The sequence below is a fragment of the Enterobacter sp. JH25 genome (assembly GCF_021725435.1).
GTDB classification, from domain to species: Bacteria; Pseudomonadota; Gammaproteobacteria; order Enterobacterales; family Enterobacteriaceae; genus Enterobacter; species Enterobacter intestinihominis.
In genome coordinates, this window is sequence record NZ_CP091319.1 from 473,771 (window position 1) to 487,030 (window position 13,260).

At 56.9% G+C, this 13,260-nt stretch carries 13 protein-coding genes; 10 read left to right on the forward strand and 3 right to left on the reverse strand.

Annotation, left to right across the window (positions count from 1 at the left end; translation table 11 throughout):
- Positions 1-14 precede the first annotated feature (14 nt).
- Positions 15-545 (reverse strand): inorganic diphosphatase, encoded by a 531-nt coding sequence (gene ppa / locus L2Y28_RS02290; protein ID WP_006810347.1) that lies wholly within the window; start codon positions 543-545, stop codon positions 15-17.
- Positions 546-853: 308 nt separating this feature from the next.
- Between ppa and ytfQ the strand changes: the two genes are divergently transcribed.
- From ytfQ to L2Y28_RS02315, 5 genes are all read left to right on the forward strand, one after another.
- Positions 854-1,810, forward strand: a complete 957-nt coding sequence (gene ytfQ, locus L2Y28_RS02295; RefSeq protein WP_022646853.1) for a galactofuranose ABC transporter substrate-binding protein YtfQ — start codon at positions 854-856, stop codon at positions 1,808-1,810.
- Between the two features lie 131 nt (positions 1,811-1,941).
- Positions 1,942-3,444, forward strand: a complete 1,503-nt coding sequence (ytfR, locus tag L2Y28_RS02300) for a galactofuranose ABC transporter, ATP-binding protein YtfR (protein WP_022646854.1) — start codon at positions 1,942-1,944, stop codon at positions 3,442-3,444.
- Positions 3,445-3,454: 10 nt separating this feature from the next.
- Positions 3,455-4,480, forward strand: coding sequence for a galactofuranose ABC transporter, ATP-binding protein YtfT (gene ytfT, locus L2Y28_RS02305; RefSeq protein WP_161496795.1), 1,026 nt, complete (start codon positions 3,455-3,457; stop codon positions 4,478-4,480).
- Positions 4,467-5,468 carry a galactofuranose ABC transporter, permease protein YjfF gene (yjfF, locus tag L2Y28_RS02310; RefSeq protein WP_022646856.1) on the forward strand — a complete coding sequence of 334 codons (1,002 nt, stop codon included), beginning with the start codon at positions 4,467-4,469 and terminating at the stop codon, positions 5,466-5,468. Before ytfT ends, yjfF begins: the two co-directional genes overlap by 14 nt.
- 93 nt (positions 5,469-5,561) lie before the next feature.
- On the forward strand, positions 5,562-7,130 hold the full coding sequence (locus tag L2Y28_RS02315) for a methyl-accepting chemotaxis protein (RefSeq protein ID WP_022646857.1): 1,569 nt from the start codon (positions 5,562-5,564) through the stop codon (positions 7,128-7,130).
- 39 nt (positions 7,131-7,169) lie between these two features.
- On the opposite strand, the gene fbp is transcribed toward L2Y28_RS02315, so the two are convergent.
- Positions 7,170-8,168 carry a class 1 fructose-bisphosphatase gene (gene fbp, locus L2Y28_RS02320; protein ID WP_022646858.1) on the reverse strand — a complete coding sequence of 333 codons (999 nt, stop codon included), beginning with the start codon at positions 8,166-8,168 and terminating at the stop codon, positions 7,170-7,172.
- 179 nt (positions 8,169-8,347) lie between these two features.
- Between fbp and mpl the strand changes: the two genes are divergently transcribed.
- The gene (gene mpl, locus L2Y28_RS02325) at positions 8,348-9,721 is read left to right on the forward strand and encodes a UDP-N-acetylmuramate:L-alanyl-gamma-D-glutamyl-meso-diaminopimelate ligase (RefSeq protein WP_022646859.1); all 1,374 of its coding nucleotides are present in this window, start codon (positions 8,348-8,350) and stop codon (positions 9,719-9,721) included.
- 86 nt (positions 9,722-9,807) lie between these two features.
- On the opposite strand, the gene yjgA is transcribed toward mpl, so the two are convergent.
- Complete coding sequence (gene yjgA / locus L2Y28_RS02330; RefSeq protein ID WP_003856072.1) at positions 9,808-10,359, reverse strand: ribosome biogenesis factor YjgA; 552 nt, start codon at positions 10,357-10,359, stop codon at positions 9,808-9,810.
- A gap of 95 nt (positions 10,360-10,454) precedes the next feature.
- Between yjgA and pmbA the strand changes: the two genes are divergently transcribed.
- From pmbA to L2Y28_RS02350, 4 genes are all read left to right on the forward strand, one after another.
- Positions 10,455-11,807, forward strand: a complete 1,353-nt coding sequence (gene pmbA, locus L2Y28_RS02335; protein WP_022646860.1) for a metalloprotease PmbA — start codon at positions 10,455-10,457, stop codon at positions 11,805-11,807.
- 42 nt (positions 11,808-11,849) lie between these two features.
- The gene (gene cybC / locus L2Y28_RS02340; RefSeq protein WP_022646861.1) at positions 11,850-12,236 is read left to right on the forward strand and encodes a cytochrome b562; all 387 of its coding nucleotides are present in this window, start codon (positions 11,850-11,852) and stop codon (positions 12,234-12,236) included.
- A gap of 310 nt (positions 12,237-12,546) precedes the next feature.
- The gene (locus L2Y28_RS02345) at positions 12,547-12,885 is read left to right on the forward strand and encodes a PRD domain-containing protein (RefSeq protein ID WP_026080657.1); all 339 of its coding nucleotides are present in this window, start codon (positions 12,547-12,549) and stop codon (positions 12,883-12,885) included.
- A 10-nt stretch (positions 12,886-12,895) separates the two neighbouring features.
- Positions 12,896-13,258 (forward strand): SFCGS family glycine-rich protein, encoded by a 363-nt coding sequence (locus L2Y28_RS02350; protein WP_006810339.1) that lies wholly within the window; start codon positions 12,896-12,898, stop codon positions 13,256-13,258.
- Positions 13,259-13,260 lie beyond the last annotated feature (2 nt).

Sequence of the window (13,260 nt, forward strand, 5' to 3'; positions counted from 1 at the left end):
ATCAGCAGTAAGAATTACTTCTTAGCAGCACGCTCGAAAGACGCGATGATTTCTGCTTTCGCCGCTTCTGCGTTATCCCAGCCTTCAACTTTAACCCATTTGCCTTTTTCGAGATCTTTGTAGTGCTCGAAGAAGTGGGCGATCTGCGCTTTCAGCAGCTCTGGCAGGTCGTTCACATCTTTAATGTGATCGTACTCTTTGCTCAGCTTGGTGTGCGGTACGGCAACCAGTTTCGCATCTTCACCCGCTTCGTCAGTCATTTTCAGCACGCCAACAGGACGGCAGCGAATGACGGAGCCTGGCTGCAATGGGTATGGCGTTGGGACCAGTACGTCAACCGGATCACCGTCCAGAGACAGAGTGTGGTTGATGTAGCCGTAGTTGCACGGATAGAACATGGCGGTAGACATGAAACGGTCAACGAACAGCGCACCGGTGTCTTTGTCGATTTCGTATTTGATTGGATCTGCGTTGGCCGGGATTTCGATCACAACGTAGATGTCTTCTGGCAGTTCTTTACCCGCAGGGACGTTGAGTAAGCTCATGTCGGTGTCCTTTAAAATGGATGGTAACAAGTGGCAGGTATTATAGCCAACTGGCGCTGAAAGTCTTCGCCTGTTTTCGTCTTATCTCCCTCGCGCTTTCACTTTTCAGACCGTTTTCATGACAGGATAATCCATAAACTCAGCCGCATTTTAAATGTGGAAATGAAAGCGATTACAAACTTGTGATTAACGTTTTATTCACTTTTCTGAAGTGTGATGTAACGCAATCCGTAACATATTCCATTGGCTATAGTTCATCCGCAGAACATCTTTTAACCAACAATAACCTACCCTACGAGGACGTTCATATGTGGAAGCGCTTACTTCTTGTTACAGCAGTTTCGGCAGCCATGTCGTCTATGGCGATGGCCGCACCGTTAACCGTTGGATTTTCGCAGGTCGGATCTGAATCCGGCTGGCGCGCCGCTGAAACGAACGTGGCGAAAAGTGAGGCCGAAAAGCGCGGTATTACCCTGAAAATCGCCGATGGTCAGCAAAAGCAAGAGAATCAGATTAAAGCGGTGCGCTCTTTTATCGCTCAGGGCGTGGATGCCATCTTTATCGCCCCGGTTGTTGCCACGGGCTGGGAGCCGGTGCTGAAGGAAGCTAAAGAGGCTGAAATTCCTGTGTTCCTGCTCGACCGTTCCATCGACGTAAAAGACAAATCTCTCTATATGACCACCGTCACCGCCGATAACGTGCTGGAAGGCAAATTGATTGGTGACTGGCTGGTGAAGCAGGTGGATGGCAAGCCGTGTAACGTGGTTGAGTTGCAGGGCACCGTCGGGGCGAGCGTGGCTATCGACCGTAAGAAAGGTTTCGCGGAGGCCATCGCCAAAGCACCAAACATCAAGATCATCCGTTCTCAGTCCGGCGACTTCACCCGCAGCAAGGGTAAAGAGGTCATGGAAAGCTTCATCAAGGCAGAAAATAACGGCAAAAATATCTGCATGGTTTACGCCCACAACGACGACATGGTGATCGGCGCCATCCAGGCCATCAAAGAAGCGGGCCTGAAGCCGGGCAAAGATATTCTCACCGGCTCGATCGACGGCGTACCGGACATCTACAAAGCGATGATTGACGGCGAAGCGAACGCCAGCGTGGAGCTGACGCCGAACATGGCGGGCCCGGCATTCGATGCGCTGGAGAAATTCAAGAAAGACGGCACCCAGCCTGAGAAGTTGACTATCACCAAATCCACGCTCTACCTGCCGGACACGGCGAAAGAAGAGTTAGAGAAGAAGAAAAATATGGGCTACTAAGCTCAGCCCCCCCTCACCCTAGCCCTCTCCCCGGAGGGGAGAGGGAAAAGGGCAGTTTGGGCAGAAAATTAAAGACTGGCACGAATAGTCCCCTCTCCCCTCCGGGGAGAGGGTCAGGGTGAGGGGAAACCATGACCACAGAACAACACCAGGAAATCCTCCGCACAGAGGGCCTGAGTAAATTTTTCCCTGGCGTTAAGGCGCTGGATAACGTTGATTTCAGCCTGCGGCGTGGGGAGATCATGGCGTTGCTCGGCGAAAACGGGGCGGGGAAGTCGACGCTGATTAAAACCCTGACCGGGGTCTATCACGCCGATCGCGGCGCTATCTGGCTGGAAGGTAATGCTATTTCGCCCAAAAACACCGCGCATGCGCAGCAACTGGGGATCGGCACGGTCTACCAGGAAGTGAACCTGCTGCCAAACATGTCGGTAGCGGATAACCTGTTTATTGGCCGCGAGCCCAGACGTTTTGGCCTGCTGCGCCGTAAAGAGATGGAAGCGCGCGCCGCGAAGCTGATGGAATCGTATGGCTTCTCTCTCGACGTGCGCGAACCGCTGAACCGTTTTTCCGTGGCGATGCAGCAGATCGTGGCGATCTGTCGCGCTATCGATCTCTCGGCGAAAGTGCTGATCCTCGATGAACCCACCGCCAGCCTCGATACCCAGGAAGTGGAGATGCTTTTTACCCTGATGCGCCAGCTGCGCGATCAGGGCGTGAGCCTGATCTTTGTTACGCACTTCCTCGATCAGGTTTACGAGGTGAGCGACCGTATTACGGTGCTGCGCAACGGCGGCTTTGTCGGCTGCCGGGAAACCCGCGAGCTGCCGCAGATTGAGCTGGTCAAAATGATGCTGGGCCGCGAGCTGGAGACCAACGCACTCCAGCGCGCGGGCCGCACGCTGCTGAGCGAAAAACCGATCGCCGCGTTTCACGATTACGGCAAAAAAGGGACCATCGCGCCGTTTAACCTCGAGGTACGCCCCGGTGAAATTGTGGGTCTGGCAGGGCTGTTAGGCTCCGGGCGCACCGAAACCGCCGAAGTGATCTTCGGGATCAAACCTGCCGACAGCGGAACGGCGCTGATCAAAGGCAAACCGCAAACGCTACGTTCACCGCATCAGGCGTCGTGCCTCGGCGTGGGCTTCTGCCCGGAGGACAGAAAAACGGACGGGATTATTGCCGCCGCCTCGGTGCGGGAAAACATCATTCTGGCGCTACAGGCCCAGCGCGGCTGGCTGCGTCCGATCCCTAAGCGCGAGCAGAACGCGATTGCCGAGCGCTTCATCCGCCAGCTCGGTATCCGTACCCCGAGCGCGGAACAGCCCATCGAGTTCCTTTCGGGCGGTAATCAGCAGAAGGTGTTGCTCTCGCGCTGGCTGCTGACCAAACCGCAGTTCCTGATCCTCGACGAGCCCACGCGCGGTATCGACGTGGGCGCGCATGCCGAAATCATCCGGCTTATCGAAACGCTGTGCGCCGACGGTCTGGCGCTGCTGGTGATCTCGTCTGAGCTGGAGGAGCTGGTTGGCTATGCCGATCGCGTCATCATCATGCGCGATCGCAGGCAGGTGGCAGAGATCCCGCTGGATAAACTGTCGGTTCCGGCGATCATGAATGCCATCGCGGCGTAAGGAGTCATATGTGATGTCCCGTTCTCTTTCGCAAACTGGCGAAGCGAAGCGCCGCTTCAGCTGGCCGACCGGCACGCCGCAAATCGTGGCGCTGCTGCTGGTGCTGCTGGTGGATAGCCTGGTGGCTCCGCATTTCTTCCAGATCGTCGTGCAGGATGGCCGCCTGTTTGGTAGCCCGATCGACATCTTAAACCGTGCCGCGCCCGTGGCGCTGCTGGCGATTGGCATGACGCTGGTGATTGCCACCGGCGGGATTGACCTCTCCGTCGGTGCGGTAATGGCAATTGCGGGCGCCACCGCCGCCTCGATGACCGTTGCCGGGCACAGCCTGCCGGTGGTTCTGCTGGCCGCGCTGGGCTCCGGTGTATTAGCCGGGCTGTGGAACGGCATTCTGGTCGCGGTGCTCAAGATCCAGCCGTTTGTCGCGACGTTGATTTTGATGGTGGCCGGGCGCGGTGTGGCGCAGCTTATCACCTCCGGTCAAATCGTCACCTTTACCTCCCCGAATCTTGCGTGGATTGGCAGCGGTAATTTTCTGTTCTTCCCGACCCCGGTGATCGTCGCGCTGGTGACGCTGGTGGTGTTCTGGCTTTTCACCCGCAAAACGGCGCTCGGGATGTTCATCGAAGCGGTGGGAATTAACATTCGGGCCGCGAAAAACGCCGGGGTAAATACACGGCTGATGGTGATGCTGACCTACGTGCTGAGCGGCGTCTGTGCTGCGATTGCCGGGGTGATTGTGGCGGCCGACATTCGCGGGGCGGATGCCAACAACGCCGGACTCTGGCTGGAGCTTGATGCGATCCTCGCGGTGGTTATCGGCGGTGGGTCGCTGATGGGCGGACGTTTTAATCTGCTGCTCTCGGTGGTGGGGGCGTTAATTATTCAGGGTATGAATACCGGTATTTTGCTCTCCGGGTTCCAGCCGGAGCTTAATCAGGTCGTCAAAGCGGTCGTGGTGCTTATCGTACTTATCGTGCAGTCGCCGCGCTTTATCACTCTCATTAAGGGGTTCCGCGGTCATGATAAAACGTAATTTGCCGTTAATGATCACGCTGGGCGTGTTCGTGCTGGGATACCTTTACTGCCTGACCCAGTTCCCGGGCTTCGCCTCCACGCGGGTGATTTGCAACATCCTGACCGACAACGCCTTTTTAGGCATTATCGCCGTCGGCATGACGTTTGTGATCCTCTCCGGCGGGATCGATCTCTCCGTTGGGTCGGTGATCGCCTTTACCGGCGTGTTCCTTGCCAAGGCGATTGGCTTTTGGGGTATTTCGCCGCTGCTGGCGTTTCCGCTGGTGCTGGTCATGGGCTGCGCGTTCGGCGCCTTTATGGGGCTTTTGATCGACGCGCTGAAAATACCGGCGTTTATCATCACCCTCGCCGGGATGTTCTTCCTGCGCGGCGTGAGCTATCTGGTGTCGGAGGAGTCAATTCCGATTAACCATCCGATCTACGACACGCTTTCCAGCCTGGCGTGGAAAATCCCCGGCGGGGGGCGCCTGAGCGCAATGGGGCTGCTGATGCTGGGCGTGGTGGTTATCGGGATCTTCCTCGCCCACCGTACCCGGTTTGGTAACCAGGTTTATGCCATTGGCGGCAGCGCCACGTCCGCGAACCTGATGGGGATTTCCACGCGCAGCACCACCATCCGCATCTATATGCTTTCGACCGGGCTGGCCACGCTCGCGGGGATTGTGTTTTCGGTATACACCCAGGCAGGCTATGCCCTGGCGGGGGTGGGCGTTGAGCTTGACGCCATTGCCTCGGTGGTGATTGGCGGTACGCTGCTCAGCGGCGGGGTGGGGACAGTGCTCGGTACGCTGTTTGGCGTGGCGATCCAGGGGCTGATTCAGACCTACATCAACTTCGACGGCACGCTCAGCTCCTGGTGGACCAAAATCGCCATCGGTATTCTGCTGTTTATTTTTATCGCGCTCCAGCGCGGCCTGACGGTGCTGTGGGAGAACCGCCAGAGCTCGCCTGTTACCCGTGTGAATACATCTTTAACAGGGCGATAACATGCTGAAATTGCTTAAACTCTAAACATTTTCCGGTAGCGGTCGATACTCTTTTTTTATGCCCAGAAATATCTCGCTACCGGAAATAACATCATGCTTAAAACGCTATCGATTCGTACCGGCTTGCTCTCTTTACTGGCCGTTATGACCCTTCTGCTGCTGATTGTCAGCGGCATTGGCATTTATGCCCTTACACAAAGTTCCACTTCTCTCCAGCGCATCAATCATCTTCAGGGTGAACAGATGGTGCAGCTGAATGCCGGCTATACGCTGATCCTGCGCGCGCGTAACGAAGCGGGACAGGCCGTCCGCATGATGGAGGTCGGCCTGCTGGACGATGCGGCCAGGGCGGTCAAAACCATTAACCAGGAAGTGGCGCTGGCACAGAAAACGCTCAAGGGCGTGATCGGCGGCGGCGTGGCGGATGAGCAGGGGCAAAAGCTGCTGGATAACGTCGCCTCGAGCCTGGCGGTGTACAACCAGCAGGGTATCAGCCCGATGCTGAAAGCCCTGAACGAGCAAAGCGCGGACGGCTATTACGATCTGCTGGAAAGCAAGCTGGTCCCGGTGGCGAAGCAGTTTGATAACGATATGCAGGCGTTCCAGACGTGGAGCGAGGCGCGTGGCAAAGCGGAGGTGAGCGCCGTGCAGGCGAGTAAAACCCGTGTGCTGATCCTGATTATCGTCGCGGCGCTGCTGACGGCAGGCATTATCGTGCTGGCCTGGCTGGTGCTGCGCCATATGCTGCTTAAGCCGCTTTCAGCCTCAATTGCCCAGCTGGAGCACGTAGCGGCCGGGGATTTAACCCACACCCTGAACGCGCCGGCGAGCCAGGAATTTAATCGCCTCAACGCGGTCATCGAAGAGATGCGCCAGTCGCTGATGAATTCCGTTCTGCGGGTGCGTGACGCCAGCTCGCAGATTGATACCGGCAGCCGCGAGCTGACGGCAGGGAACCTGAACCTGGCCCAGCGCACGGAATCCACCGCCACCTCGCTGGAGCAGACGGCCGCCAGCATGGAAGAGATCACCGCCACGGTGAAACTTAACGCCGATAACGCCGGGCAGGCGCACCAGCTGGCGCAGTCGGTCTCCGATACCGCCGATCGCGGCAGCGAAATGGTCTGCTACGTCATCGAGAAGATGCGCGACATCGCCGGCAGCTCGACGCGCATCGCCGATATCCTGAGCGTCATCGACGGCATTGCCTTCCAGACTAATATTCTGGCGCTGAACGCCTCCGTGGAAGCGGCGCGCGCGGGCGAGCAGGGACGGGGTTTTGCGGTCGTGGCGGGTGAGGTGCGTAATCTCGCCAGCCGCAGTGCTGATGCGGCGAAAGAGATCCGCTCGCTGATCAGCGATTCGCAAACCCACGTGAACGAGGGCAGCGAGCTGGCGCAACAGGCCGGTGAGACGATGGACGAGATCGCTACCGAAGTGCTGCGTATGACCAAACTGATGCGAGAAATTGCGACGGCGTCTCAGGAGCAGAGCCGCGGTATTGAGCAGGTTAACATTGCCGTCAATCAGATGGATGAAACGGCGCAACAAAACGCGGCGCTGGTTCAGCAATCCTCTGCGGCAACGCGTTCCCTGGAGGAACAATCGCGCGAGCTGATGGAGGCGATGGCATCCTTCAAACTGACGGCGCAAACGGCATGATAAAAATAGGGGAGCCTGTCGGGCTCCCCTATTTACGCGTTACGCGTCCGGGAATTCGCGGATCATGCGTTCAACGTCTTCCACCATGTGGTCGTTGCCGACAAAGAACGAACGGCGCTGGTGCAGGCTTTCCGGCACGATATCCAGAATACGCTCTTTACCGTCACTCGCTTTGCCGCCTGCCTGTTCGGCCAGGAATGCCATCGGGTTGCACTCGTACAGCAGACGCAGTTTTCCGTCCGGGTGGCTGGCGGTGCTTGGGTAGAGGTAAATACCACCCTTCAGCAGGTTACGGTGGAAATCCGCCACCAGCGAGCCGATATAGCGCGAGGTGTACGGGCGCTGGGTGGCTTTATCCTCTTCCTGGCAGAATTTGATGTACTTCTTCACGCCATTCGGGAATCGGATGTAGTTGCCTTCGTTGATGGAGTAGGTATTGCCCTTCTCCGGGAAGCGCATGCGCTCCTGGCTCAGACAGAAAACGCCCAGCGACGGATCGTAGGTAAAGGCGTGCACGCCGCAGCCGGTGGTGTACACCAGCATGGTGGATGAGCCATACACCACATAACCGGCAGCAACCTGCTTGCTGCCCGGCTGCAGGAAGTCTTCTTCCGTCACCGGTGTGCCAACCGGGGTGACGCGACGGTAGATGGAGAAAATGGTACCGACAGAAACGTTAACGTCGATGTTGGAGGAGCCATCCAGCGGATCCATCAGAACAACGTATTTTGCGTGTTCACACCCTTCGAATACGACGATCTCATCTTCTTCTTCAGAGGCGATACCCGCAACGATGTCGCGCGCGCGCAGTGCTGCTTTCAGTTTTTCATTGGCGAACAGGTCGAGTTTCTGCTGAACCTCACCCTGAACGTTCTCGGCACCGCTGGCACCCAGGATATCGACCAGACCGGCCTTGTTGATATCGCGGTGGATGATCTTAGCGCCCAGCTTTATTGCCGACAGCAAAGCAGTGAGCTCACCCGTAGCATGAGAGAACTCGTGCTGCTTTTCGACAATAAATTCACCTAACGTTTTCATAACACTTTCCCTGCATCTTATGTTGAGTAAAGCGGTTGATGTCCAACAATCTTAACAAACATTCAAATATTAGCGCAGAGGTGAATCGCGCCAGCAAAATACGGATTTACCTGAAATGCGTTTCACAGCCGCTGACATGTGAGTAAAATGTGCGCCACATTGAAGAAGGATAGTGACGTATGCGCATTCATATATTGGGGATTTGTGGCACTTTCATGGGCGGACTGGCAATGCTGGCGCGCTCGCTGGGCCATGAAGTGACAGGTTCGGACGCCAATGTGTATCCGCCGATGAGCACGCTGCTGGAGAAGCAGGGGATTTCTCTGATTCAGGGATATGACGCCAGCCAGCTCGAGCCGCAGCCGGATCTGGTGATCGTTGGTAACGCCATGACCCGTGGGAATCCATGCGTTGAAGCGGTGCTGGAACGTAATATCCCGTACATGTCTGGCCCGCAGTGGCTGCATGACTTTGTCCTGCGCGACCGCTGGGTTGTCGCCGTTGCCGGGACGCACGGCAAAACCACCACCGCCGGTATGGCGACCTGGATCCTCGAAGCCTGCGGCTACAAGCCGGGGTTCGTGATCGGCGGCGTGCCGGGGAATTTCGACGTCTCCGCGCGTCTGGGCGACAGCCCGTTCTTTGTGATTGAAGCGGATGAATACGACTGCGCGTTCTTCGACAAGCGCTCCAAGTTCGTGCATTACTGCCCACGCACGCTGATCCTCAACAACCTTGAGTTCGATCACGCGGATATCTTTGACGACCTGAAAGCGATTCAGAAACAGTTCCACCATCTGGTGCGCATTGTTCCGGGTCAGGGCCGCATTATCCTGCCGGAGAACGACATCAACCTGAAGCAGACTATGGCGATGGGGTGCTGGAGCGAGCAGGAGCTGGTTGGCGAGCAGGGGCACTGGCAGGCGAAAAAGCTCAACGCGGATGCTTCCGAATGGGAAGTGCTGCTCGACGGCGAAAAAGTGGGCGAAGTGAAGTGGGGCCTGGTGGGCGAGCACAATATGCACAACGGCCTGATGGCGATCGCCGCGGCGCGTCACGTGGGCGTACTGCCTGCGGATGCCGCCAATGCGCTGGGTTCGTTCATTAACGCCCGCCGCCGTCTGGAGCTGCGTGGTGAAGCGAATGGCGTGACGGTGTATGACGATTTCGCGCACCACCCAACCGCCATTCTGGCGACGCTTGCCGCATTGCGTGGCAAAGTTGGCGGCACCGCGCGCATTCTGGCCGTGCTGGAACCGCGTTCGAACACCATGAAAATGGGGATATGCAAAGACGATCTCGCGCCGTCCTTAGGGCGTGCCGACGAGGTCTTCCTCCTGCAACCGCAGCATATTCCGTGGCAGGTGGCCGAAGTGGCCGACGCCTGCATTCAGCCAGCGCACTGGAGTGCGGACGTGGATGTCTTAGCGGATATGGTGGTGAAAGCCGCACAGCCTGGCGATCACATTCTGGTGATGAGCAACGGCGGGTTTGGTGGGATTCATCAGAAGCTGCTGGACGGTCTGGCGAAGAAAGCCGCGGCCGCAGAGTAAAAAAAGGCCCGGTGGCGCTAGCGCTTACCGGGCCTACATTATCTCTTCTCCCTCTCCCCTTTGGGGAGAGGGCTGGGGTGAGGGGTTTACTCTTCGTTCTCAGACAGCTCGCGCAGATACTGGAAAATCAGACGCGCAGACTTCGGCGGCTTATTCCCTTCTTTCTCTTTCTTCGCGTTACGGATCAAAGAACGCAGCTGCTGGCGGTCGGCATTCGGCCACAGGTTCAGCACTTCAGGTACCGCGTCATCACCTTGCTCGATCAGACGGTCGCGGATCTGCTCCAGCTTATGGAACAGCGCAACCTGCTGGTTGTGGCGGTTCTTAAGTTTATCCAGCGCCTGACGGATCGGCTCAACATCGCGCTGACGCAGCAGTTTCCCGATAAGCTGAAGCTGGCGGCGACGCCCTTCTTTCTTGATTTTCTGTGCCAGTTCAATGGCATCACGCAGATCCTGGTCGAGCGGGATCTTATCCAGCGCGTTCTTACCCAGTTCTACCATTTCTGCGCCAAGCTGTTTTAACTCTTCGGCGTCACGTTTAATTTCACTTTTACTGACCCAGATGATCTCATCATCTTCGTCTTCGATGTCATCACCGGGAACGTCGTCGAGCCAGTCTTCGGGCTGCTTAGTCATGTCAGGCTCCTTAAAAAAAGAGGCTAATGTTACCAGTTAAGACGCGCACTGAAAAACGGTTCTCTGTTAGACTTCACTTAACTCTCTCTTACAGTATGGCATTTGCGATGAAAGTAACCTCACAAGTTGAAGCGCAGCGTAAGATCCTGGAAGAAGCCATCTCCACCGCGCTGATGCTCGCTTCAGGTAAATCAGATGGCGCCGAAGTGGCGGTCAGCAAAACCACCGGTATTAGCGTGAGCACCCGCTATGGCGAAGTGGAGAATGTAGAATTTAACAGCGATGGCGCGCTGGGGATCACGGTGTATCACCAGAATCGCAAAGGCAGCGCGTCGTCTACCGATCTCAGCCCGGATGCCATCGCCCGTACAGTGCAGGCGGCGCTGGATATCGCGCGGTACACCTCCCCGGATCCTTACGCTGGCGTGGCTGATAAAGAGCTGCTGGCGTTTGACGCGCCGGATCTCGATCTGTTCCATCCGGCGGAAGTGACCCCGGATGAAGCCATTGAGCTGGCCTCGCGCGCCGAGCAGGCGTCTTTGCAGGCTGACAAACGCATCACCAATACCGAAGGCGGCAGCTTTAACAGCCACTACGGCATCAAAGTGTTTGGTAACTCCCATGGCATGTTGCAGGGGTACTGCTCAACCCGCCACTCGCTTTCCAGCTGCGTGATCGCCGAAGAGAACGGCGATATGGAGCGTGATTACGCGTATACCATTGGCCGCGCGCTGGGGGATTTGCAGTCTCCGGAGTGGGTGGGAAAAGAGTGCGCCGAACGTACGCTGTCACGCCTCTCGCCGCGTAAACTCTCCACCATGAAAGCCCCGGTCATTTTTGCCAACGAAGTGGCAACCGGTCTGTTTGGTCATCTGGTGGGGGCGATTGCGGGTGGTTCGGTGTACCGTAAATCGACCTTCCTGCTCGACTCGCTGGGCAAGCAGATCCTGCCGGAATGGCTGACCATCGAAGAGCACCCGCACCTGCTGAAAGGGCTGGCCTCCACGCCGTTCGACAGCGAAGGCGTGCGCACGGAGCGCCGGGATATCGTTAAAGACGGCATTCTGACCCAGTGGCTGCTGACCAACTACTCCGCGCGTAAGCTGGGGCTGAAAAGCACCGGGCACGCGGGCGGCATTCATAACTGGCGCATTGCCGGGCAGGGCCTGAATTTTGAACAGATGCTGAAAGAGATGGGCACCGGTCTGGTGGTCACCGAGCTGATGGGGCAGGGCGTGAGCGGTATCACCGGCGACTACTCTCGCGGCGCAGCGGGCTTCTGGGTGGAAAACGGTGAAATTCAGTATCCGGTGAGCGAAATCACCATCGCCGGCAACCTCAAGGACATGTGGCGCAATATTGTTACGGTCGGTAACGATATTGAAACACGCAGCAATATTCAGTGTGGTTCTGTATTACTGCCGGAGATGAAAATCGCCGGGCAATAATCCCCGTAAAAGCGTGATTTATAATAAAAAAGGAAGTGAGCAATGCGTAAACACCTGTTAGCGATCGTCGCGGCTTCAACGCTGGTTCTTGGCTCATCTGCGTTTGCTGCCGATCTTGAAGACAACATGGACATCCTCAGTCAAAACCTGAAGGTGGTGCAGAAAACCGACGATGCGGCGGAGATGAAAGACGCACTGACCAAAATGCGTGAAGCGGCGCTGGATGCGCAAAAAGCGACGCCGCCGAAGCTGGAAAGCAAAGCGGCGGACAGCGCCGAGATGAAAGACTACCGCCACGGTTTTGACGTGCTGGTCGGCCAGATCGACGGCGCGCTGAAGCTGGCGAACGAAGGCAAAGTGAAGGAAGCCCAGGCGGCAGCCGACCAGTTTGCGGCGACCCGCAACGCGTATCACAAAAAGTATCGTTGATAGTCTGGATGAGCGGGGCGCGTTAAGCATCCCCGCTCACACTCTTCTCCCTCCCCATAAGAAAACCTTATCCACATCACATTTCTACGAGCCTGCTCGTAATCTTTTCCACTCCGCTTACCTGTTTAGTGCCGCGTAATAGCGTGATATTCATCACGTAAATCCAGCGATTAATCCAGATTCACCGCATTTATGTGGCACAGATCACTGCCGCGGCTCGCCTTTCCACTTCGAAGTGGAAAACAACTCGCTACAAACAACGCCCCCTCGACGTTAGTTTTATTCCAGAGCCATTAACGGGGTAAGACGAGTGATTAACGGAGCGGTAATGAACGACGTTGGGGAACAGGCGGTGCAAACAGAACAGCTCGCGAACACCATGCTTCAGCAGGTCTACGCCCTGCTGGCCCGGCACAACATCATCCCCAACGCGGTACAGGAGCAGATGCTGACCTCCCACGTTCGCGCAATGGCGCACCGGTCTGTGACCGGCGAGCCGCTGCCGGAGGTTGAAGCAGAGCTGTTCGACGAAATTTCACCAGATTCAATGCAACTTGCCCGTGAAGTGGTAGCGCAGTTTGGCAATCTTCCTGATGAAGAAGCCTGGCTGCTCTCCGTTCACTTCGAAGTCGCGAAAGATAACCTTTAAGGAGCAACACATGGAACAGATTACAGTCGTGATTGGCGATCGCCTGGGTAAAGGTCAGAAAGTGGCTGCGGGTGTGGAAAAAGCCGGCGGACGCGCGGTTGTCGTACCGGGCATGGCAGCGGATATGAAGCTCGGTGACGTGATGAAAGCAGAAAACGCCACCTTCGGGATCTCGTTCTGCGGCAGCGGCGGCGCGGGTGCCATCACCGCCCAGACCAAATACGGCTACAAGGCCAAATACGGCATGCGCTCCGTGGATGAGGGGGTGACCGCTATCAACGAAGGCTGCAACGTGCTGGGCTTTGGCTTTATGGATAAAGAAGAGCTGGGCGAGCGTCTGGTACAGGCGTGGCAGAAGAAATACGGCGCGTAAGC